The 23,248-nt window shown below is 45.0% G+C and carries 19 protein-coding genes and 1 pseudogene; 15 read left to right on the top strand and 5 right to left on the bottom strand.

Annotation, left to right across the window (positions count from 1 at the left end):
• The first annotated feature begins 70 nt into the window (after positions 1-70).
• The 4 genes from RS891_RS31355 (at position 71) to rlmH (ending at position 3,445) form a co-directional block, all read left to right on the top strand.
• Positions 71-1,348, top strand: coding sequence for a S1C family serine protease (locus RS891_RS31355; RefSeq protein ID WP_063567361.1), 1,278 nt, complete (start codon positions 71-73; stop codon positions 1,346-1,348).
• 306 nt (positions 1,349-1,654) lie between these two features.
• Positions 1,655-2,176 (top strand): hypothetical protein, encoded by a 522-nt coding sequence (locus tag RS891_RS31350; protein ID WP_258530632.1) that lies wholly within the window; start codon positions 1,655-1,657, stop codon positions 2,174-2,176.
• A gap of 325 nt (positions 2,177-2,501) precedes the next feature.
• Positions 2,502-2,669 (top strand): CxxH/CxxC protein, encoded by a 168-nt coding sequence (locus tag RS891_RS31345; protein WP_063870633.1) that lies wholly within the window; start codon positions 2,502-2,504, stop codon positions 2,667-2,669.
• 296 nt (positions 2,670-2,965) lie between these two features.
• Positions 2,966-3,445, top strand: a complete 480-nt coding sequence (gene rlmH / locus RS891_RS31340) for a 23S rRNA (pseudouridine(1915)-N(3))-methyltransferase RlmH (protein ID WP_053781980.1) — start codon at positions 2,966-2,968, stop codon at positions 3,443-3,445.
• 189 nt (positions 3,446-3,634) lie between these two features.
• Here the strand turns inward: rlmH and RS891_RS31335 are convergent, their stop codons facing one another.
• Entirely contained in the window at positions 3,635-6,256 is a 2,622-nt protein-coding gene (locus tag RS891_RS31335; RefSeq protein ID WP_315794116.1) for an S-layer homology domain-containing protein, read from the bottom strand.
• A 543-nt stretch (positions 6,257-6,799) separates the two neighbouring features.
• Between RS891_RS31335 and RS891_RS31770 the strand changes: the two are divergent.
• Positions 6,800-6,973 (top strand): annotated as a pseudogene (locus RS891_RS31770) (aldehyde dehydrogenase family protein); the annotation flags it as partial.
• A 266-nt stretch (positions 6,974-7,239) separates the two neighbouring features.
• On the opposite strand, the gene RS891_RS31325 reads toward RS891_RS31770, so the two are convergent.
• Complete coding sequence (locus RS891_RS31325) at positions 7,240-7,692, bottom strand: HEAT repeat domain-containing protein (RefSeq protein ID WP_113053298.1); 453 nt, start codon at positions 7,690-7,692, stop codon at positions 7,240-7,242.
• A 154-nt stretch (positions 7,693-7,846) separates the two neighbouring features.
• Positions 7,847-8,842 carry a YndJ family transporter gene (locus RS891_RS31320; protein ID WP_315794115.1) on the bottom strand — a complete coding sequence of 332 codons (996 nt, stop codon included), beginning with the start codon at positions 8,840-8,842 and terminating at the stop codon, positions 7,847-7,849.
• Between the two features lie 543 nt (positions 8,843-9,385).
• On the opposite strand from RS891_RS31320, the gene RS891_RS31315 reads away from it, so the two are divergent.
• The 3 genes from RS891_RS31315 (at position 9,386) to RS891_RS31305 (ending at position 13,649) form a co-directional block, all read left to right on the top strand.
• Positions 9,386-10,045 (top strand): hypothetical protein, encoded by a 660-nt coding sequence (locus RS891_RS31315; RefSeq protein ID WP_315794114.1) that lies wholly within the window; start codon positions 9,386-9,388, stop codon positions 10,043-10,045.
• A 33-nt stretch (positions 10,046-10,078) separates the two neighbouring features.
• Positions 10,079-11,341 (top strand): polysaccharide deacetylase family protein, encoded by a 1,263-nt coding sequence (locus RS891_RS31310; RefSeq protein WP_315794113.1) that lies wholly within the window; start codon positions 10,079-10,081, stop codon positions 11,339-11,341.
• A gap of 184 nt (positions 11,342-11,525) precedes the next feature.
• Positions 11,526-13,649 (top strand): 5'-nucleotidase C-terminal domain-containing protein, encoded by a 2,124-nt coding sequence (locus RS891_RS31305; protein WP_315794112.1) that lies wholly within the window; start codon positions 11,526-11,528, stop codon positions 13,647-13,649.
• Positions 13,650-13,848: 199 nt separating this feature from the next.
• On the opposite strand, the gene RS891_RS31300 is transcribed toward RS891_RS31305, so the two are convergent.
• Complete coding sequence (locus RS891_RS31300; protein WP_113053293.1) at positions 13,849-14,418, bottom strand: DUF4062 domain-containing protein; 570 nt, start codon at positions 14,416-14,418, stop codon at positions 13,849-13,851.
• 219 nt (positions 14,419-14,637) lie between these two features.
• Here RS891_RS31300 and RS891_RS31295 point away from each other — a divergent pair, with 219 nt between their 5' ends.
• The 3 genes from RS891_RS31295 (at position 14,638) to RS891_RS31285 (ending at position 16,075) form a co-directional block, all read left to right on the top strand.
• Positions 14,638-14,994 (top strand): collagen-like protein, encoded by a 357-nt coding sequence (locus tag RS891_RS31295; RefSeq protein ID WP_315794111.1) that lies wholly within the window; start codon positions 14,638-14,640, stop codon positions 14,992-14,994.
• Positions 14,995-15,081: 87 nt separating this feature from the next.
• Positions 15,082-15,294, top strand: coding sequence for a hypothetical protein (locus tag RS891_RS31290; RefSeq protein WP_315794110.1), 213 nt, complete (start codon positions 15,082-15,084; stop codon positions 15,292-15,294).
• A gap of 442 nt (positions 15,295-15,736) precedes the next feature.
• The gene (locus RS891_RS31285) at positions 15,737-16,075 is read left to right on the top strand and encodes a hypothetical protein (RefSeq protein ID WP_113053290.1); all 339 of its coding nucleotides are present in this window, start codon (positions 15,737-15,739) and stop codon (positions 16,073-16,075) included.
• Positions 16,076-16,168: 93 nt separating this feature from the next.
• Here RS891_RS31285 and RS891_RS31280 read toward each other — a convergent pair whose 3' ends face one another.
• The gene (locus RS891_RS31280) at positions 16,169-16,891 is read right to left on the bottom strand and encodes a YheC/YheD family protein (protein WP_315794109.1); all 723 of its coding nucleotides are present in this window, start codon (positions 16,889-16,891) and stop codon (positions 16,169-16,171) included.
• A gap of 224 nt (positions 16,892-17,115) precedes the next feature.
• Here RS891_RS31280 and RS891_RS31275 point away from each other — a divergent pair, with 224 nt between their 5' ends.
• From RS891_RS31275 to RS891_RS31260, 4 genes are all read left to right on the top strand, one after another.
• Positions 17,116-17,541 carry a YceI family protein gene (locus RS891_RS31275; protein WP_315794108.1) on the top strand — a complete coding sequence of 142 codons (426 nt, stop codon included), beginning with the start codon at positions 17,116-17,118 and terminating at the stop codon, positions 17,539-17,541.
• A gap of 342 nt (positions 17,542-17,883) precedes the next feature.
• A complete protein-coding gene (locus RS891_RS31270) occupies positions 17,884-18,981 on the top strand; it encodes a bifunctional glycosyltransferase family 2/GtrA family protein (RefSeq protein ID WP_113053286.1) in 1,098 nt (365 codons plus the stop codon).
• On the top strand, positions 18,981-21,272 hold the full coding sequence (locus RS891_RS31265) for a glycosyltransferase family 2 protein (RefSeq protein WP_315794107.1): 2,292 nt from the start codon (positions 18,981-18,983) through the stop codon (positions 21,270-21,272). The genes RS891_RS31270 and RS891_RS31265 overlap by 1 nt, the downstream gene beginning before the upstream one ends.
• A gap of 11 nt (positions 21,273-21,283) precedes the next feature.
• Positions 21,284-23,137 (top strand): hypothetical protein, encoded by a 1,854-nt coding sequence (locus RS891_RS31260; RefSeq protein WP_315794106.1) that lies wholly within the window; start codon positions 21,284-21,286, stop codon positions 23,135-23,137.
• The last annotated feature ends 111 nt before the right edge of the window (positions 23,138-23,248 follow it).

The following is a 23,248-nucleotide window of genomic DNA, read 5'->3' as shown; positions in this document are numbered from 1 at the left end:
TTGGCCATGCCAAAACGATCGGGCGGCAGTCAGGGTCTTGATGCGTGACAACGAAGGGGAGAGGATCACGATGGGATTGTTTGGAGACGATTTTTATTCAACCAAAGTATCAAGACGCGCCGAACCTGAACAGAAAGGTAAACTTCAGATCATTCGCCCTGGAGGCAGGGGCAGAGGACGGGACCGCTGGCAGAATCCACGTAAGTCACGCTCGGGCTTTAGCTCCACGGTCAAGGTAGCCGTGATCAGTTCGGTAATCAGCTCCATTGTGACCGTTACGCTGTTCAGCTTTATCATGCAGCCTGCATCATTACCTCTGGCTAACGCTGCAGGGAACGGCGGAGGCGGTACACAGACAGCGCAGGCGGCTGATCCGTACGACCGGATTATCCAGGCAGCGGCGAAGGTTCGCCCTTCTGTGGTGAGTATCGTGAACCATAAAACGGGCAGCAGCCTGTCGATGGAGGATTCCGCGTTGGGATCAGGGGTCATTTTCAAGAAGGAAGATGGCAAAGCCTACATCATGACCAACCATCACGTCGTGGAAGGCGCGAGTGATCTGGAGATTGTAACGGTGGATGGGGAAACGCATAAGGCGAAGCTGGTGGGCAAAGACCGGGTGAGTGACATTGCGGTATTGTCTGTGCAAGATGATAAGGGCATCGGTCCAGCCGCTGAGCTTGGTGATTCCAGCAAACTTCAGCGCGGTCAAACGGTGCTGGCGATCGGTAATCCACTCGGTCTGGGTGGCACACTGACATCCGGTATTGTGAGTTATACAGATCGGATCTTGCCGGTATCCATTAATCAGGATGGTGTGTACGACTGGGAACAAAACGTAATCCAGACGGATGCGGCGATTAACGAAGGCAACAGTGGTGGAGCGTTGGCCGATCTGAACGGCAAATTGGTCGGCATCAACACGATGAAGATCTCGGATACAGGTGTTGAAGGCCTCGGCTTTGCGATTCCGATGAACGAAGTGATGAAGACTGTCGATTCCCTGCTGCTGAATGGCAAAGTATCTCGTCCATATCTGGGTGTGTATACCGTCGATCTGAGCAATCCATACGCCCCACTGGATGACGAGCAGCGTAAAGACCTGAAGCTGCCATCCCACGTGGACAGCGGTGTGGTTGTGCTGGAGGCGTCCGGTCCAGCATCCGAAGCGGGCATGAAGCTGAATGATGTCATTACGGAATTTGATGGGCAAAAAATTACCTCTACGCTGGATCTGCGGAAATATCTGTACGATAAGAAGAAGATCGGCGATACGATTGAAATCACCTTTTACCGGGATGGCAACGCCGAGAAGGTGTCGGTGAAGCTCACGGATAAACCGGAGTAAAGAATTGCTCTCATGTGCATGGCACACAGAAATACACAGAAATAGGGTAATAAAAGAGAGTCGGTCAACTCGTTGATCCGCTCTTTTTTATTGCACTAATCTTGATTTACATATAAACCAAATTCATGAGGTTACAGAGGGGATTTTGTCGGTTCCCAATGATAGGTTAGGACCAGAGCCAAAGTCTCTGTTATAAAGGGTTTCATTTATGGTAAACTGTTGGGAATGTGTTGGTGATGGGCGGCTGTGCGAGTAACATCTGTTTGTCGATCTGTATTCTAATCTGGAGTGGAAGGGGTTATTTCAATGAAACGTTTGACGAAAACCATGTTGGGTGGAACAGGCTTGGTATCTGCGCTGTTTGTTTTGTCCGCATGTACTTCTGAGGTGTCCCCGTCAGGGACTGCTGATGTTAGTGGTTTACAGGAGAAGATTACAGGTTTGGAGAAGAAGCTTGCTGATCAGAGCGAGAAGAATAGTGAGCAGAACAAAAAGATCGCGGATCTGGAGAAAAAGCTGGAAGAGCTGAGCTCCACCGTGATTGCGGTGAATGAGCCTGGAGGTAAAGCACCTGTTGGCTCGGGAAACAACGGATCGGCTGGAAAGGGCGATGGGGTGCTGATTACGTTTGCCCAGTATGAAAAGCTTGAGGTTGGCATGGCGGTAGAGGAAGTTATCGATATTCTTGGCGGTGAAGGCGAAGCATTGAGCGAAGCGGAAAATATGGTGGTTTATAACTATAAGGGCACCGGGGGTTCGGGAGCCAATGCAGTAATCGCATTCCAGGGCGGCAAGCTGCTGACGAAGGCGCAGTCGGGGCTGGAGTAAGATACACTATCCATTGAGGATGGATTGAATACAATAGGACGATGGCTTTCATACGTGCAGTAATATGAATAGTAACGAATGAGTGGGATAGATTCGGAATTTGGAGAAGTGTTACTTTGGGATGCCAACCGGGTGTCGAGAAGTGACGCTTTTTTGGTTTTTTTTGTGCTGAAATGAGAGGATTGACGGAAGTTGGACACGATAAATGGGGGCTAGGGGTTTCTTTTCCGCGGCAGGTGTGATAGAACAGAGAAGTGGCTATCCTGTATGGATAAGCGGTTGTGAATCGGGAGCATAGCTGGATACAGAAAGGATGCTTGAACGGATGTACGTTGTATGCAAAGAACACGTGGACATCGCCATCGACATGTTTGTTGATGAGTATGAGGACGCTCCGGATATCGTTGATCTGAAGGAGACGGAATTTGCCGATTGGGACCCGCCTGCGAAGTGCGCCGAGTGCGAACAAAAGGCCGAGTATCTGGTCGTCTAGCGTACTGTGTAGGCATCCGCAGTTGGTGCGTCTGTCATGGATGCACTCGCTCGCCTGCCATCCGGTATGAACATCACAGGTAAGGAGCAAAGAGAGCGTGTCGGAGCGCTCTTTTTGTGTTTTTGGCGTGTTTTGCCTGTAATAGCGTGTCTCAGATTCTTTAGATTTAAAGGAGACGAAATGGAGCTAGCTAAGGTGTGAGGAGTTCGTTAGCTTTATTTATTGGAACAAACGATGGGCTTGAAGCATCTTACTTATAGATTATTTCGCAGAACGATTAGGAGGAATGAATCTTCATGTTGATTCAGATTATTGGCGTAGGCAAACTGAAGGAAAAATATTTGACGCTGGGCATTCAGGAATATGCCAAGCGACTCGCCCCGTACATCAAGTTTCAGATGATCGAGGTCGCAGACGAAAAAGCGCCCGACACCCTGAGCGAAGCTGAGGTGCGGGCGGTGAAGGAGCGCGAGGGTGAACGCATCCTCGCGCATGTGAAGAGCGAGGCGCATGTCGTTGCGCTCGCATTGGACGGCCAGCTCTGGAGTTCCGAGGAGCTGGCTATGGAGATCGACAAGCTCGGCACGTATGGGACGAGCCATGTCGTGTTTGTCATCGGAGGAAGCCATGGGCTCTCCGATGAGGTATTGCGCCGCGCGAAGCAGCGCTTGAGCTTCGGGCGCATGACCCTGCCGCATCAGCTCATGCGGCTGGTACTGGTGGAGCAGATTTATCGCGCGGTGAAGATCAATCGGAATGAACCGTATCATAAATAGAGCGAAAATACTTTCAGGGGTTCAACACCCCTCGGCTCCACCATGTAAATCCACAACCGCGTGAGGTTGTGGATTTTTGCTATTACAGGCTCGATTCATGATGTTAAACTAACATGAAAATGCTCCCTAGCGGCAGACAGGCCGCGAGTTGTTTGGCTCGCGGCCTGTTCTTTAATACGTTATATTTATCTATTTCGCTAACAGATTATAGAGCACCTGCGCCATTTCCGCCCTTGTAGTCGTGCCTGTGGGGGTGAGCTTTCCGGCGCTGCCGCCGATGCTTCCTGTTTCGACCAGCAAAGTCATGGCTTCTTGCGCCCAGGAATCGATCAGACTGGCGTCGGTGAAATCAGAGAGCGTCTTATCGGTATTACCTTGTGGAAGTTTTCCGATAACCTTCAAGGCATTATAGAGCAGGGTGAACATTTCCTGGCGTGTGATATCCTTTTCAGGTGTGAAGCTATTGTTACCCGCGCCTGAGGATATGCCGAGCCGTTTTGCCGCTGCAAGATAGCCGGTATAGTAGGTGCTGCCTGCATCAGAGAAGTTATCCTTCGGATTAGTATCCGCTGCTATGCCATATGACTTCATCAGCATGACAAGGAATTCTCCACGGTTCAGGTTGGTATCCGGGTTGTAATTCCCGTCGCTTGTACCAGTGGTAATCTCTCTTGCAGCTATAAAGGATACCGCTTTGCCATACCACGTGCCTGCTGCCACATCCTTAAAGCTAACTAGATTGTAGCTTACGGCGTAGTTGCTGAAATGGGTGGCGGCAAAACTCACGCTTTCTGTGACCGGGTTATATCGTCCGTTTGGTATGGAGACCGCTTTGCCGTCACCATCGATGTACCAGATAACAATGCTTTCAGGGTATGCAAGTTCGTCCGCTTTCGGTGTATAGGGGATGGATATCATGACCGGTGCATTGGGATTATTCCACTCGATCTGCTTTCCACCTATACTCACTGTCAGTTGAATCAGCGGCCTTTCGCCTATGGCTGTCTTTACGCTGTCAGGCATACCTGATTTATCACCCTGGCTGATGGTGATTTCTGCTTTCTGTCCTTCTAATCCCCTGATATTTGCCAACATACCCGCAGGAAGAGTTATACTGCCTGTATTGGTATTTAAGACTAAAACCCTTTTCCTATCTGGCGCGGACAGGTAATCAACGGGAATCCCCAGGGTAAAAGCATTCACACCAGGGATGGAAGGTATCGTGATAATGATCGTTTCCTCTTCAATGGGCATACTTTCCCCAAGGGCTCTCAGGTCTACTGCCGCACTTCCTGCCTCCGTATTTGTAATAATAGGAAGGGTAGTGCCTGATAGGCCGGTTCCAGATATATCTGCATAGTAAGTCGACGTGATAGGGGGATTGCTGCTACTGCTACTGCTACTGCCGTTACTGCCGCTACTGCTACTGCCGCTACTGCTACCACCTCCACCGCCTCCACCGCCTCCATTGTACTTCCACTTAGCAAATAGGGTGAGGTTATCGGTTACGGTATCTACGTTGTATGTCCATGCGTTCGTATAGGAGGCTTCCTTATACCAGCCAATAAATGTATAGCCTGATAATGTAGGTGCAGCTGGTGCGATTATTGTGGAGCCTGAGGTAACGCCGCTAATATTGGATACTGGACTTCCGCCCTGGGAGTCAAAGGTGACCGTATAGGTTGGGGCTGTGGAAGTTACCGTTACCGATGCCGAATTGTTGGTTGTGTCTGGGTCGGTCTGATCAGCGTGCGATATTGTCGCTGTGTTTGTTTGCGCATCCAGCGAGACAACTCTGGCTTGGAGCATGAGAGATACAGGAGAAGCTACCGAGACAGCTCCGATAGACCAAGTTCCTATTATTGATGAGTAGGTTCCTTGACTTGGCGTTGCAGCTACGAATGTCAGACCGGCAGGCAGCAAATCGGTTACAACGACACCTGTTGCACTGTCAGGCCCATTATTTGTAGCAGTAATGGTGAACGCTATTGTGTCTCCAACATTTGGTGTTGCGTTACTCACCGTATTGGTGATGCTGAGGTCTGCCTGTTGGGGAGTTACCGTTACAGAACAGTCGCTGGAAGAGGTGGAAGCGATATTGTTAGAATCGCCAGAGTAGGTTACATTCCAGGTATACGTGCCGGTTACCGCCTCTGAGGGGGTAAGGGTGAATCCTGTTGGAGTCGTATAAGTTCCATTTCCATTAACAGTGACTGTCTCAGTATCAACAGTGGCTCCGCCGGGAGCTGACAGACTGAATGTAATGGTACCGGTCGGATAATACCCTCCGGTTAGGTCCACGGAAGACCTGAGCAACGTGTCGAACGATCCGATCGTGGCGGAGGTAGTGGTGGCGGTGCCGGTTGCAAGGGTAGTAGGTGCCGCGTTCACGATAGTTTGGACTTGATTACTGGAAGTATTATTGTCCGAAATAACATCATCAGTAAAGCTTGCAGTCCAGATATACGTGCCGGCTATCCGTCCAGTGGTGGGGAGAGTGGTTGACACAGTAATTGACTTATTTCCAGAGACATAAAGGGGAGCAGTTAATAAGCCGCTGGGTGTAGTCAGTGTGGTCTCAATCCAGCCTGTAGGGGCGGTCCCCCCAGTAAAAGTCACATTCGCAGAGAGCGTCACGGTACCGCTGCTGGGCAGCGTTATGTTGGAGGTTGTAGTAGTCATAACAAGTGAAGGTGGAGCGTCTGCAGAAGCCGTACCGGTTACAGGAAGTGCTATTGCAAGTATAACTAGAAATACAAGTATTTTTCGTAAACTCATCGTTGATTCAAACCGTTTGTTTTTATTCTCCATTACGATTCCGCCTTTTTATCGTGATATATACTTTCCAAGTTAAGAGCATAGCGTACGCTTGCTCTGTGCCGTAATCTGGACACCAGCACAAACACCAAAGACAAACGACTACTTTTTGAAGTGCCGTAATTTATGAATTCTGTAACATAACCCTTCTTTCTCCGCGCAAAAAGCTCCTATGATTCGACTCTACAAGTCATCATAAGTTGAATCATATGAGTTTGTAATCCTACTAAAGTAGTACGCGATAAAAAAGACACACAAAGAGAATAGCTCGCTTTTCGGTTTGTTAATCCCTCAATTGCAGCCATTCGATAAACGTATCCAATTCATCATGCGATGTTCGTGGCGATTGCTGCTTATAGCACATGCTAGGGGCCACCATTGGCTATCTTAATAGGAGAGGGCAGTGCGCCGTTCGCCAGCGCAGTGTCCAAGACCAGATCGGCAGACTGTCTTTTGATACAGTTACACAAAGAAGTCAATCGTGGGGTTCCTTCGATTTCGCTCTACTTATGATACGGAGAAACGTATCATAAGTAAGCTGGAACGACAATAATTAATACAGCTGCTGTGCAGGGTCTCGATGTTCGGTTCCCTTTCGGTGGCTTCAAGCAATCTGGTATTGGTAGCAACTTTTTAGAGAAAAAAATTAACCCATATCTGATGAAAGTGACCCTGACGCTTGATCTTGAACGAATAAGTAGGGAACGCTAGGCTTGTTGACGAAGCATGAAGAAAATAAGAATTTGGGGCTAAGACGGTGGATAATGGGTGCCAAAGAGTGAGATAAAATCTGGTGACAATCAAAATAACAAGAAATAAAGAAGCCACTCCATTTTTTGGAGTGGCTTTGTACTCAGCTATTATACGGTGAACGGTATAGTAGCGATAGTGTTAAAGCAAAGGGTCGAGTTAAAGTTACAATATCAAATCAGCCCGATGGAGACTGTGTAAAGACTACATTGTAGCTTGAACGACGGCTATTTTCTACCTAGTGACTCCCAAATTCCATGGAGCCAAGAGTCGAACTCAGCATCTTTGTCGCCCTCGTAAGTATCATAAATATCCAGACGTGTCTTTTGCAGTTTTTCCTTAAATTGCTCAAATGAGTGATCTGCAGGAAGGCTTTTTTTAATCCGTAGCAAAATTTTGTTAAGGCCCTTAAACAGCTCGCCCTTATTTTTAGCAGGCATTTGTACATCTTCATCCAACTGCTTGAGCTTGAGATATGCGGCTTCGCGCACTTGGAACACTTGGTCATTTGTCAAAACATTTTGCAGCAATTTAATGGTAGGGGCTGTATCCCAGTTCCCCAATTCATTCACCGCATTAAGTCTTTCTCTCCAGTTTGCTGTCCCTTTGCTCGCCCGTTTGAGCTCTTCAAAGTTTTCCGGTAGTTCGTTAACTGCTCCAATATCATGGTTGTTCGTCAAAGTACAATCTCCTTAATCATCGCCATCTCGGCAGAATGATGAATGTTAATCAGGTAAACACCATTATAGCACGAACCTGGCTAAACTACTTCATTAAAGCCGATTGGTTAGCCTAAAAATCACATTCACCAATTCATGTTTTGTATGTAATCACTCATATAGATGTATCAACATATCTATTCTCCTTGGCAATCTTTTTTCTTTTAATGAAGTCTACCGTATACACCCAACCAATCAGTCCACAGAAAACAAAACCAAATGCATGCAGAGATCCGTAAACGGGAATGAAATCAAGTATGGTTAAGAAAAATACCTTTTTTAGTAGCGGATATAAAATGGAAAGCACAACAACCGTGTAAAAGGCTAGACAAGATAGGCCTAAAAAGAAGGTCGCCTTATTATCCAAAGCGTTTTTCCTCAAGTAAGCAAGGAGATAAGCGGTGTAAATCACAATATTACAGGCGAACAAAGTGACACCAATGTATTCAATTGGCTTGGAGAAAATCATACCAATAGCAATCAAGATGGGTCCGATGATATCGATGGCAACGACCCAAGGATACCAGCTTTTCTTCGTCATGATGCGTCCAAGTTCACCAATAAAAATTGGAACGATGGCAGATGAGAAATGAAAGTGGAGCGAGCTTAACGCGTGCGTTGCAGGATTAGCTTGGAAGAGGTTCAATTGATATTGAGATAAGGTAAACCAAATGCCCCCGATAAAAAAATAAACAAGCCCCGCACCAATTGCTATTTCCGCTGCGTTTCCTTTAGAAATCACAATAGTGGTCAAGCCATAGATGCCAAGCAGCAGTGTGAACAGTAGCCACCCAAGGGACAGAATCCCTGGGATTGCCGTACTTTCTAACCCCCACATCTTACTACTCATTACCGAGGCTAGGGTAAGAAGCGCAGCGGGAAACTGAAGCCATTTAATAGCAGCATAAACCATTCGTTGATGTTTATTCTTTTCGTCATGGTTCATAAGTAAAATCACAAGAGGTACAATGACGAAAGCCGCAAAAAGTAGAAACTTTTCAACAAGTTCGAATTGAAAGTAATCAAGATAAAATATCAGAATGGTTATGATTCCACCGGGGAACGCTGGTGCTAATAATGATTTCATTAATTGCTTCAAGAAACGATTCATGGGGTTTCCTTTCTAACTACGTTTATCGTAATAACTGCCTGCATCCAGTTGTGCAGCGTTCTTTAGTATAGATCGGCAATTCTTCTTTTAGTAATCTAACACATTAATTTGTCAATATATGAAAATAAGCTTATCTTACTGCGAGAAGGATCGATATGGGAGAATATCGGTTAGATCAGTACTATGATTTTCCCCAAGAAAATGAAAGCTATGTTCACCGAATCGCTCGTACAAGGAAGAGCGGGAAAATCAAGGACGGCAATCTCCTTCGCCACGCCGACAGAGGACAGGTTGATGGAGTCATGGAAAATATCCCCAATAGACGCTGGAGTGATGTCGGCGTCTCTTTTTTCTGCGTTCTGATGTTTATTTATCGAATATATTAAAAAATAAAGTTCAATTTCCGATAATAAATATGCGGTTATATGCCATAAATCGACAATTATCAACATTTTCCTAGAAAAGGTGATTTAATATATGTTTTCACCGTTCCAAAAGAAGAAGAGTAGACTTGAGCAGCAACAATCGAGAGAGGACCTTGACATGAGGAGGGACTTGGATGAACCACAGGAGGAAGTGTCGCTAAGTTCGACTCCTTCCGAGGTGAAGGAAGAGCCTTCAAGTTCTGTTTTAATCAATAAGGGTCTTATGGATAAGAGCTCGCTTGATCTGGTATTCGCTGTAGAGCAGATGATTAAGGACAAGCAGCATGTCGAAATGAGTCATAATGATTTGCAGGATCGACTAAACCATTCGAACGGACAAAACGATCGTTTGAACAGAGACCTAAAGAACTTGGGCAAGGTCATTGAGGAACGCGAGAAGAGCATTTTGGAGATGGAGCGAAAGCTGGCCGATAAGAATCTGAAGGTCGATCAAATAATGGAGGACTTTCGGGAGCTTCAATCCACTATGTCTGGTCAAAATGAGGAGCTTAAAGGTGTAATTGAACTTGAACGCCAGAATTATGCCGGCCTGCTTCAGAAGCACAATGAGATGATTACCGATAAGAATAAGAGAATCAGCGAGCTTGAGGAGAAGAATGTAAGATATGAATCCGAGCTCACTCAAATGAAACAGAAATTCGATGCTCTCCGCCAGGAGAAAACGCATTTGCTTAATGTTGTAAATGACTTTACTAACAGATTGACATCTCCGTTTGCATCGAACGCAGGAACAACCGAGGAATCTCCAATCGATTAAAGTCATTGCTGATCGGAAGAGAGGACGAATGGTATGGAGACATACATTACGCAGGTAATGGAGCTGTTATCGCTTGGGAAGACCTCGGATGGTGTAAATCAAATCACGGTCGCAGTGTCCCAAGAGGATAGGCAGGCTATATACGAAATTAATATTGACGAGTTTACATATCTTGGGCTTGAAATGTTGAAGCCACTAAATGGAGACAGGATCAGACTCTCTCCCTATTCCAAGTGGGATCCATACCGGAATACCTTTTATAGTTCCATAATCAGAACCACAGAAGTTTCCCGGGATGTGCAGTATTTTGCATGCAGCGAAGCATACATAAATGAAATTAAGCGGATCAGGAACCTTCCGCCCGTTTCAGTGGAGGACAGAGTAGAGGAACCCGCTCAGCAATGGACACAACTCCTGCGGCAATTCTCTGCACACATGCCCAAAATTTTGATTCTGTCCCTTGTAACTATCGGCTTGCTGATTGTTCTATCTATCACTTCGAAGGGGAATGACGATTCTGCAAATACGTTTAGCGGATCAGTCGGGGTGGCGATGGCTGGGGAAAAAGACGATGATTTTGAAGCGCCGATGGTGCTTACAGCTATAAGTGAACCATACAAGACGGAAACTTCAGTTACGGCTGCCAGAACAAATCCTATCGTCCTATCACACGTATCCGATCAGCCTGACAGTAATCACGAATCCTTTGAAGTCATCGATATTGATAAAGAGGAGTCTTTCTTTGGTTTACCGAAGGAATATGTTGCTTTAACCTTTGATGATGGACCTTCCACGCTTACGAAGCAGTTTGTGGACATTCTGACAGAACAGAAGGTAGCGGCAACATTCCTGTTTGTAGGGCAGAAGGTGGAACGCAATCGAGATGCTGTTATCTATGCGAGTGAACATGGAATGGCGATTGGGAATCATTCCTGGGATCACAGTTTGCTTCCGAAGGACACCCCACAGAATCAGAGCGAGAGCTTGTCGAAGACAAACAGCGTTCTGGAATCATTGACGCATAAAACGGTTACTTTGTTCCGTCCACCATACGGTGCGGTTAACAACAAACTTGTCTCCGAGGTTAAGAAGTTGAATATGAAGACCCTTCTGTGGAATCGAGATCCAGAGGACTGGAATGCGAAGAAGCCAGAGGATATTATTCGATACTTTCATCAGGTCGAAGCTGCTGGCGGAGTATATGTGCTGCATGAGAACAAAAACACATTAGAAGCACTTCCGGCTATTCTTAAACACTTAAAAGAAAAGAATTTAAAATTCGTCATCTTCAAATAAAATAGACCTCAGAGCAGATTGAAACCCCAAGAACTAGCTTTGGTTAAAATCCAGATACAGGTATTTCCTTTCTCTATCAATCTCTCAACTTTTTACACCCATTTAATATATTCTACGACTTTTATGAATTGAACTATGGTAAAATATTTCAGGATCTATAATTGGAGAGGGGTTTTGTTAATTCATGTATTGGAAAAAAGTTCTGGGCCAAAGCACAATTCGTGTGGCAACTGCCGCACTATTACTCACCCAACTATTGGGCGCAGCAGGTTCTGTCTCTGCCGCAGGCAAAGATGTAGAAGTACACTTGATTGGTATCAATGACTTCCATGGTCAGTTGGATACCACATCGATCGTTAGTGATAAAAAGGCAGGAACGGCTCCAATTCTAGCAACCTACTTAAAAGAAGCTCAAGCAAAATATGAACATTCCCTACTCTTCCATAATGGAGACTCTGTGGGTGCATCTGCTCCGGTCTCATCTCTCGATCGTGACGAGCCTACCATGGAATGGATGAATATGATGGGCTTTGATGTAGGTTCTCTAGGCAATCATGAATTCGACCAGGGTATCGCTGCCTTGAAGGCACAAATCTTTGGTGGCCTTGATCCAAAAGAAGGCAAAGTAACTCATGCTGGTGCAAAATTTGATTACGTCAATGCAAACGTCATTGAAACTGCCACTGGCAAAACATTGATTAAGCCGTATGTTATTAAAGAAGTAGGCGGAGTTAAAATCGGATTCATCGGATTAGTAACGAAATCCACACCTGCTAAAGTATCTCCATCTGGTACAGCTGGTGTGCGTTTCCTAAGTGCAGAAGAAGAAGTTGAAGCCGTTAATAAATATGCAAAAGAATTACAAGATCAAGGTGTAGAAACGATCATCGTCTTGGCACATGATCCAGCAACAACCAAAGAAGGCGTAACGACTGGAGAAGCGGCTGATTTAGCAAAAGCTTTGCCAGCAGATTCCCCTGTTGACGTTATCGTCGCAGGTGACAATCATGCCTTGGCTAATGGTGAAGTAAATGGGAAATTGATCGTTCAAGCGTTCTCTTATGGTACAGCATTTGAAGATATTAAATTGATGATTGACCCTGCTACTGGGGATGTAACAGAGAAATCAGCTACCGTTACAACGACTTTCCAAGAGGGTGTAAAAGAAGACCCTGAAACGTTGGCTATTATTAAAAAATCATTAGACAAGCATCCTGAGCTGACTAAGCCAGTAGGTACAACGGATGGTTCTGTTACCCGTACAGATGCTTATAATAATGAAGCCGCTCTGGGTAACCTCATTGCAGATTCAATGCGTGAAGCAGACTTTGGGGATAAGGCAAGTGCTGCTGACTTTGCATTTATGAATCCAGGTGGTATTCGTGCGGATCTGCCAAAAGGCGATGTGACCTTTGCTGATCTTGCCAAAATCCAACCGTTTGGCAATACTCTAGTGAAACTGGAGTTGACTGGCGAACAAATTAAAACTTTGTTGCAGCAACAATGGGGTACCAACGCTGATGGTACACCAAACACAAAAACTCTACAGATCTCTGGTTTGAAATATACTGCAGACTTCAACAAGCCAGTTGCAGAACGTGTTACTAGCCTTAGTCTGGAAGATGGCACATCTATTGATCCTGCAAAAACATATACGGCTGTAGTTAACAACTTTATGGCTGCAGGTGGAGATAACTATAAAGTGCTAGTAGATGCTAAATCATCCTTGGCTGGTCCTATCGATCTGGATGTATTCTACCAGTACATTGTAGATACGTATAAAGGCGCTGACATTGTGGCTAAAACGGAAGGACGTATCACGAACCTAGCTGCATCCACAGAGGAAACAGAAACACCTGTAACAACAGAATTTATTTCTCGTGCTGAATTTGTAAGTGCTCTTGTAGACCTGTTGAAACTGAACGAAGTAGCTGCAGCACCTGCATTCAAGGATGTAGCTGCTAACGCTTCATATGCAGATGCAATCGCTGAAGCGACTCATGCTGGATTCATTCAAGGCTACGGTGGTAACTTCAATCCTGATCGTGATATCACTCGTGAAGAAGCGGCTACCATTCTTGCTAAATTGTTGAAAGATCAAGCTTCTGACAAAAATGCAGCTACGATCATTGCAGGTTTTGAAGATGGAAAATCGGTTTCTACTTATGCGGTGAAATCCATGGCAAAACTGATTGACAAAGGTATTCTTAGTGCAGCAGAGAAAAATCTGCTTCAACCTAAACAAGGTCTTTCTACTAACGATGCAAAAGCTTTAATTCAAAAAGCTGTTGCAGCAAAAGCTTCATAATATAGAACTTATTCAAACTTTATATTAAAACAAAAAACACATCCTATTGGGCAAATAAGCTTTCCAAGAGAATGCTTATCCCAATTTAGGATGTGTTTTTTCATGTTTACATGATCTATAACTGATCTCAGGTTGGTGGCACCTTGTTTTGGGCAGGTATAGTTAATAATGGTAATGGTTGGTTATGCCAGCCCCTCTTTCATTTCTTTTTCTCCAACTCCGCCTTTAATCGTGCATTCTCTTCCAACAGCTTTTGGACGTCTGGGACATCCTTTCCAGAAACCCAACCATGCAAATCGTCTCTTGCTGCATACCCCGGCAATTGATTACGGAGTACCATTTTAATGTGCCGTACATCTTCAACATAATAGATAGGGATTTGTTCCATGACTGTTTGCTTAAACTCTTGAAACTCCTGATAGTATTCAATTGCTGCGAAGTCATATGGCTTTTGTCTTAATGCTTCATCTGTGACAACAAAAGCAAATCTAGGTTTGCCCGCTTCTCCGGCATACTCATACTCCCAATGGGTATAGCTCTTGGAATTATCTTCAGGAAGTGTTAAACCATAAAATCCTCCGAGAATCAGGACATATACATCGGACTCGTCGATCCATCTCTTCCTAATTTTCATTGGACTCTCCTTGAAAAATTGCTCGATTCCCGCAGGGATATGACCAGCTTGAAGTACGGCTTCAACAGCGGTATGTCTTTCTTCAATAAGATCGTAGTAAGTAGACGATATGTAAATTTGTAGTTTTTTTCTCATAGGCCCACCCCAATTTAAAGAATGAATATACTTAGAATCTATCACTCACTCACTTTATTTGTCAAAATTGACTGGGGTTTCATGCGGCAATGTTTCCCCTATGTGGAGAAACTGAATATGGGTCAAGCTTTGTTGGTGATATTTTTGATATTCGCCCAGTCGCCCTTTCCGCGAATGCATATGATGATTATGCCTACTCATCGAAAGGAGCGATCACATATGGGGTTTTTTCCAATGCCGGGACCTGGCGGAGGGTTTCCAGGCGGACCAGGTGGACCGGTAGGGCCGGGGGGTCCGGGTTTTCCAGGGGGTGCACCGGGAGGGGCTCAAGCGCCGACGGCTCCTCCACCGCAGTTCGTACCGCAAATGCAGACCGCCACATATGCTATCGATCCCGGCGGGATCAGACGCTGTATGTTCCGCAACACATACATTTGGCTGAACAACGGCGAGCAATTCTGGTTCTTTCCGGTATTTGTCGGGCGTAATTCTGTTGCAGGGTTCAGATGGTTCGGTTTCTTCTGGGGATACTTCGGTATTGATTTGAATCGGATTAGCTCGTTCACATGCTTCTAAGACAGACAGCGAAAGAGAACAGCCTGGGGCTGTTCTCTTTCGCTGTGTGGCGCATCCCTGGAGAATTGCTTATCAGATGCCATAAACGTGCCTAAGAGAGAACTCCCCAATAGTATTGTTCGTGTTGCGGCGATTTTCAACCCTAAATTAAGAATGATTGCAACACTCTTGGGAAAAGATATGTCAACGAGTAATCAAAAATCCAAACGTATACTTGGTTGGACACCACGTTCAGCAGAAGAAGCAATTATAGCAACTGGTAAAAGCATGATGAAAGTCATCAAAGGACAGATGAAGTAACAAAAATTAAACAGGTTGATTCTATGTAATAACGAAACAACACGTTGTGCGCTATCCGATCGTTTTTTTCGTTGTTAAATGAGACATATGTTCAACAAAAGGAAACTATCTCGATCAGAAGTGTCTAAATAAGAGTAGTGTCTTAGTTTTAGATCCTTCTACAGGATCAATTTTGGATGGTTAATTATTGTTAACCCTTAGAATCAGCGGATATCAATTAAGTTTAGGCAATTCATGTTTACATAGGCTTGCTGATAAATCTATAATTCCTGAACCAACTTTGTGAATACGAGGGGGGTTCTTTTTGTTGAGGTACAGCGTTATAAGTTTCCTCTCGCGACCACCGGACAAACGCACTTTTTCTTCCTTGTCCACATTTATACCTTACCAAAACAATTGAATTGCATTTAATAAAACTATCAATAATAAGGAGGTTTTGATAATGGGAAATAGAAGACCTGGAGGACCAAGAGGTGGTTATGACCCTGTTCAGATCTATAACTCTACTTCGTTTAATGCGTCTGGAAAAGTTGAATATGCATCCATCTTTTGTAGTGACGACAACTATAGTGTTCTGCGTGACGAGACTTGGAGAGCTTCCGGCCGTGGAGTCTGCTTGGTAACTAGAATCACCGCAACGGTTAGAACGCCAAGTGGGAATATTGAAGCTGAGCCGTATACTTCTTCCGGTACTTCTTATAGCCAGTTTGCCATTATACAGGTAGGGGTAAATAAGTTCCAAGTGACACGTGTTACAAGTGCCACGAGACGCATCAAGTAATAACTGAAGCGTCATGATCATCATAAGCATCATACAACTTAACCTAAAGAGACGACTGCCCCGTAGAAAAAGGCTGGTCGTCTCTTTTTCGCTTTAATGTTTCTTGTACCATAATATTTTGCGATGCATTGAGGAATCTTTCAAAAGTCGGAAAGGCCGTAGGTCCGGTCTATAATTGCCTTCGATAATCCAAACTTGCTGTTTCCTGTCGATACCTATATCAAACCCAACTTCCCTAAGCTTCGAGTAACGTTCTCCCAGTCGTTTGGCAGCTAATAGTGCAATGTGTTCCGCTTTGACAAGCAAGCTGCGATCTCCAATTTGAGATAATTTGAGTGCCTCCAACACTGGAATGGTGCGGCTAGTCACATTTGTGACTAGATATCCTTGCGCCGCAACTTTAGCGTAGGAGCCAGTAACGTTCCAAGTGGTTGAAGAGCCTTTTTGACGCTGGACGATGATCCGAATGTCGAACGGCTTGTGCCCAATTCGGGCAAGATGCAGACGTTTTTGGACAATGTATCCATGACTTTTGTTTCTTTTGTGGAGCCATTGGAGTACCTTGTCGGTGTCTTTCATGATGACCACATTATTTTCATTTTGAATACGATAGGTTCTTACACTGTTCCGTTTGATAAAGATAATATCCCTTCCATAACTTCCGTTACGAGGCTTCAGTACAACGCTTTGATATTGAAGCAGCATCTTCGTTAAAGTGTCCTTTTTAAGCAAGTGTGTTTCTGGTAAACGTCCAACGAGAGAGGAGCCCTTCCGGAGGATGCGATATTGCAACCATTTATCTCTTTTGATTAACATTGGAATCACAGCCTTTTTCCAGACTTCTACGGTAATTCTAATTCAAATTAGTGATCAGCATAAGCGGCCATTCGTCTATATTTATGAGAAAATGCTAGAACGCAAAAAGGCTACTGACATTACGTTGTCAGTAGCCTTTTTGTATATTAAGAGCATGCGAATAGCGCTGCTTTGGAGATAGGGCGACCTTTCTCATCATATTATTATAGAGGTGGAATTTATTCATGAGCAATGTCAAATGGGAAGTGGATCCGGACCACAGTTCTGTTGAGTTTTCGGTGAAGCATTTAATGATTAATAAGATCAAAGGTGTTTTCGAGCGTTTCGAAGCGGTTTTAAGTTTTGACCCCAACGATGTAACAACCTTGGGTATTCAGGCTTCCATCGACGCAAATAGTATCACAACTCGCCAGCGGCAACGCGATGAACACCTGAGGAGCGAAGAATTCTTTGATACTGCTAAGTATCCAGCCATTACGTTTCAAAGCACCAAATGCGTTCTTACTGGCGAACGGCAATATGAACTTGCAGGCAATCTAACGCTGCATGGCGTAACAAAACCTATCACTTTTCATACCGTTTTTGAAGGGTTTAATAAAGACCCTCGTGGCCGGGAACGTGTGGGCTTTCGTTCAAACAGCCAGTATTGATCGTAATGAATTTGGTTTGAGTTTCAACTCGCCTCTGGAAGCGGGTGGAATTGTCGTCGGAAATGAAGTAAGCATCGAGCTTAATATCGAAGCCATTCGAATAGAATAGCATTGTTACATGATATCTGAATATCCACTCGCCCATAATCGTGGCGAGTTTTTCGTTGTGTATACCACAGTCCTATTCCTAGTATTTTTTGCCTATACATTAATACGAATGTGTATACAACTTTTTTACCAAAATATATACAAGTTGTTCGTTTACTGTATACTCTTTCGATGTTATACTCACAGTATTCAAAAAGAATTTGTGAAAATATGTCGAATTGAGGCTTAACTAGGATGATTATAGATAAAACTGAAGACGGCAAAACGATCATCCTTATTCCATCGCTTGAGCCAGATGAGAGACTTCCAGCCTATGTACGGCAATTGCGAGAATATGGCTTGACCCATATTGTCATTGTGGACGATGGATCTGGTGAGGCGTATCAGTCGATTTTCGAAGAGCTGGGTGAAAACGGGTGTGTTTTGCTGCGTCATGCGGAAAATCTGGGAAAGGGTGCTGCACTTAAGACCGGATTTAAGTATATCGGAGAGCAGTTCGATGCATCTTCGTTCGTCGTCACTGCGGACTCAGATGGGCAGCACGCAGCAGAGGATGTATACAGACTTGCGAAAGAAGCCAGGCAGCATCCTGACTCATTGGTTCTTGGGGTAAGAAACTTCAGTGAGGGAGGCATACCGCCGAAATCCTTGCTGGGTAATCGAATGACGTCCTTTATTTTTGCTATGCTTTACGGCAAAAAGCTATCAGATACCCAAACCGGGCTTCGAGCCTTTGGCCCCGGACTGCTAGCTTTCATGCAAGATGTTCGCGGCACTCGTTTTGAATACGAGCTGCAGATGCTCATCTCGTGTATTCAGTCCGGTATACCGATTCATACCATGCCGATTCAAGTCATCTATGAGAATGGAAATGCAGGCACACACTTTAAAGCGATTCAGGACAGCGCTCGGGTGATGGGTGTGCTGTTCTCCAACTTCCTGCGGTTTATTTCCTCTTCAGTTGCGAGTTCTGTCGTTGATTTGGGAATTGCATGGTTTTTGATCGACTTTTTGCGGCCTATATTGGGTCAGCAGGATTATCTAAGGATTCTGCTCGCAACCGTGATTGCGAGAATTATTTCTATTGTCGTCAACTATGTACTGAATAGGTATTTTGTATTCCGCAAAGAGGATAGCCAGGGCAGTCTATGGCGCTATTTGACGTTGTGTGGATTCGTGATTGTGCTGTCCAGTACGGGGGTATATTTGTTCCATACGATTTTCTTCGTGGATGAGAAAATCGCGAAATTTGTCTGTGATGCCTTGCTGTTCCTGCTCAGTTTTCAATTGCAGCGAAGATGGGTATTTGCGGCAAGGAGGGAGCAGCTGTAGTGCAAAACGAAAAAAGGCAACATATTTTCTTTGTCATCACCATGATCCTGATGTCGATTTATTTGTTATGGCGGATGTTCTTTACACTGCCATGGGGAGAAGGCGTACTGAACGTCATCTTCGGTATGCTCTTAATTGTGGCTGAGACGGTAACCGTACTGACCACCTTTGAATTGTTTTTTCAAAAAATGCAAAAGGAACGTACGCAGCTCGACTTTCCCATCGTCCCTCCCGATTTTTATCCTCATGTGGATGTGTTCATTGCCACCCATAACGAGCCGGTTGATCTTTTGTATAAAACCGTCAATGCTTGTACGTTTATGGATTACCCTGACAAGCAGAAGGTTCACATCTATCTGTGTGATGATGGAGCACGGCCTGAGGTGGAGGAGCTTGCGAAGCAGTTTGGCGTAGGATATCTGGGTTTCCCCGGCAACAAGCATGCCAAATCAGGTAACCTGAATAATGCCCTGAGCAAAACCTCTTCTCCACTCATTGCAACCTTTGATGCAGATATGATCCCGCAGCACACCTTTTTGATGAAAACCGTCCCGTATTTCCTGCTCTCCACGTTTATAGAAGAGAAAGGGAGATGGCGGCTTCGCCGTGAGGATGAAATGGATAAGAAGTTCAAGCTGGGGCTGGTACAAACCCCTCAAAGCTTCTATAATCCGGATCTGTTTCAGTTTAACTTGTATGCAGAGCAAGGCATTCCGAATGAACAGGATTTCTTCTCCAGAGAAGTGAACATCCTGCGTAATGCCTCCAATGCGGTAGCCTATACCGGAAGCAATACGATCATTTCCCGGCAAGGTATGGAAGACATCGGCGGTTTTCCGCTGAATACGATCACCGAGGACTTCGAGACAAGCATCCGTTTACAACAGGAAGGCTATATTACCTATGCGACTCAAGAGGTTCAAGCTGCTGGACAGACGACAACAACAGTTCCTAGCATGATCAAGCAGCGAATTCGTTGGGCAAGGGGTATTATTCAGAGCTTGCAGAATACGCGCGCACCCTTATCCGAGAAACTTCCTTTCTGGACAAGAATAACCTATGTGAGTAGTTTTCTGTACTGGTGGTCTTTTTTCAACCGATTGATTTTTATTTTGGCACCTATTTTATTTGCTCTCTTCGACTTTAAGATTGTAAACACGACCTTCTGGCAAATCTTAATATTCTGGCTTCCGTCCTATTTCTTCTACAGCGTATCGATGCGTTATCTGTCGAGCAATATTCGGAATCAGCGCTGGAGTCAGGTTATTGATACGATATTTATGCCTTATCTGATATGGCCGGTTCTCCTCGAAACGTTGGGCATCCGCGAGAAAAAATTCAAGGTTACGAATAAAAGCAGAGCGAAAGGCCGGAAATGGATGTCTGCTCTGTTGTATGCACTCCCACATATCTTCCTGCTTTTGCTTTCAATTGCGGCTGTGATCCGATATGTTAACGGCAAGTATGGCATCGCGCTGTTCTTCAGCAGTATCATTATTTTCTGGCTCATTCATAATATGATTGCGCTGTGTTATGCCCTATTCTTCATGATCGGCCGCCGTGCGTATCGGGAGACAGAACGCATTCGGGCACAGGAGGATGTCATGATCCACGATCAGGACACGAATCTGCGCTATCAGGCCAAGACAGTAGATGTATCTGAACAAGGTATTGCCTTTTATGTCCCGTATCCCATTTATCTGCCTGAACAGAAGACGATCTCTCTGGTCGTAAAATCCGAGCGGTATGAGGCCAATCTCCAAGCGGTCATCGTTTATGTGAAACAGGATGGGGAAGGCTGGCGTTATTCCGCGACGGTTCAGCCGATTGATGAGACGGATAACCGTCAATACATGCAAATCATCTATGACCGTAAACACTCGCTGCCAGAGCAGATGAACCTGTGGGATACGGCTTACGACGATATGCTTCGCAATGTGAAAAAACGTATTGTTCAACCTAGATCGGATCAGCGAAAAATGCCGAGGCTTTCCCTTCAGCTTCCAGTTCATTTCACCAACAATGCTGGATGCACGCTGCGCAGCTTTAATTATCGTTTCTTTTCCGCCACAGGTCTTCATGGTGATATTGCGGCAGGAGCGATTGTTACTTTTTATACGAAGAGTAATATTGAAGTCATTTTGCAGCATACAGGGAAAACAACAGCCAATCGTCGCGAAGTGCTTCTCTCGGTGGAGAATATCGATGATATCGTGGAGCGCGGTTTGATTGATCAATTACTGAGTGATTTGACCCATCCACATGCCGAGCGTTTCACCAGAGAGGGTTAGGAGAGATAGAGATGCTGTATATGCTTCAACTTGTGATGGGAGTTTTATTGATATTCTCCTTTATTGGTTACATGCAGTTTGTTCGAAAGGCACTATCTATACGTTGGGAGTTCATCCCTGTATTTGTGTTTTCCTCCATAGCATGTATTGTCTTTCTTAGCGGTTTGGCAGGGCAGCTCTACATTGGCAGCCTTGTCCTTCTACTCGTCGGATTACTATTGTATGGAGGAATGGTGTTTCTCGGAATGCGCCGAGGGGCATCCTTTCGCATTTCTTTTTCCTTATTCCAGTTTTCATTCCTGGCAGGGACATTCATTTTCTTACTGGTACTCTTCCAAAATCAATTGACGCACTACGATAATTTTTCCCACTGGGCGATTGTCTTGAAGCAGATGCTTAGCACAAATGCTTTTCCGACACCGGATTCGAACCTAATTGATTTTAAAAATTATCCACTAGGAACCTCATCTTTTATTTATTACGTCTGTCGCTTCATGGGGCATGACCAGTCTGTGATGCTGCTTGCACAAGGTCTGCTGATCTTTTCCTGTTTTTACGCCATGTTTGGCATCGTTTCCGAGAAGAAACGTTTTCTGCTGTATGCGTTTCTTGGACTTGGGTTATCCACGCTGTCTTTTTTCAACCTTACGATTCGGATTACCAACCTGCTCGTGGATTTCCTGCTCCCCATCTATGCGCTCGCTATCCTGGCCGTAGTATACCAATATCGTCATGATATCAAGCGAGCATGTATCATCATGCTCCCGCTTGCAGGTGTGCTGACTGTCATTAAAAGTACAGGCATTATTTTTGCAGCCATCGGCCTGATCTTCCTGGTGTATACATGGCTAAAACACAGACAAAAGTTCAGTTGGAAAACTGCACTTACTGTTATTGGCACCATCTGCGGTACACTGATTCCATACTTCGGCTGGAGCTGGCGTATGGCAACGGTGTTTCAGGGCGTCGACAACAAATTTGATGTGGCTACTTCGGGGATTCAATCCGGTAAAACGGCGGAGCAGATGCATGAGATTCTGTGGCTGTTCTTAAAATCGAGTACGGATATTACGACACGGCCGGTTATCGGTATTGTCATTTTCGAGATTGTAGCGATTGCGGCTTCGGTATTTGCCTATGTGGTGCTCAAGAAGAAGTGGAATTTGTGGAAAGCACTGATTGCACTGGATGTTGTATTGTTGCTGTATTATGCAGGTATTCTGGCGTTATATCTCTTCTCCATGCCGATGGATGAGGCGATCGTACTGGCCGGTTTTGAGCGTTATGCCTCGAGTATTGTGGTACTGTTCGCCGGTGGATTGGTGCTGTGCGCTGCAATTGACCTAGAGCGTTCATTCCACTATCGGATTGGTGAAGTGCCTGACTATCAAGCCTTCAAGACGGTCGAGACGAAGGGGCATTATCAAAAAGGAATCATCGGCTGTATGGCGATTGCAGCGACCATTCTTTTGTCGGAATACAACGGGATTGTCTCGATTGCCAAAACGTACGATACAACGCTCCCTTACAAAATCCATGCGGTTACCGGCGATCGCTGGTATAAAGGTGGTCAGGAGGACAACAACAGATATCTGTTCTATGCCTCGGATAAGGACCAGCAGGTCACGAATTATTACATGCAGTATGTCGGGAAGTATTTCTTGTATGCCCCGCATGTGGATGGGATCGTGTTGTTCTATGAGGATAATATGGACAATCTCCTGAGCGAATACGATTATCTGGTCGTCGTGGAGACGGATCGTAACGCAAAGTGGCTGCTGAAAAAGCACTATGGCATTGACATGCAAGAGGGGATCTACAAGATTACCCGTTCCGGGGAACAGATCATTCTTACGTTGACCTGAGATCAACATGATAATGGACTGTTCACGGGTCAAGGATAGCATGAAAAAGAGGCAGATGCGGCGTTTAGCTTGCATCTGCCTCTTCTATTTAAAGCACACGAAAGTATGTGA

The sequence above is a fragment of the Paenibacillus sp. BIC5C1 genome (assembly GCF_032399705.1).
In the GTDB taxonomy this organism is placed as follows: domain Bacteria; phylum Bacillota; class Bacilli; order Paenibacillales; family Paenibacillaceae; genus Paenibacillus; species Paenibacillus taichungensis_A.
This window is presented reverse-complemented; position numbering and strand designations above follow the sequence as displayed.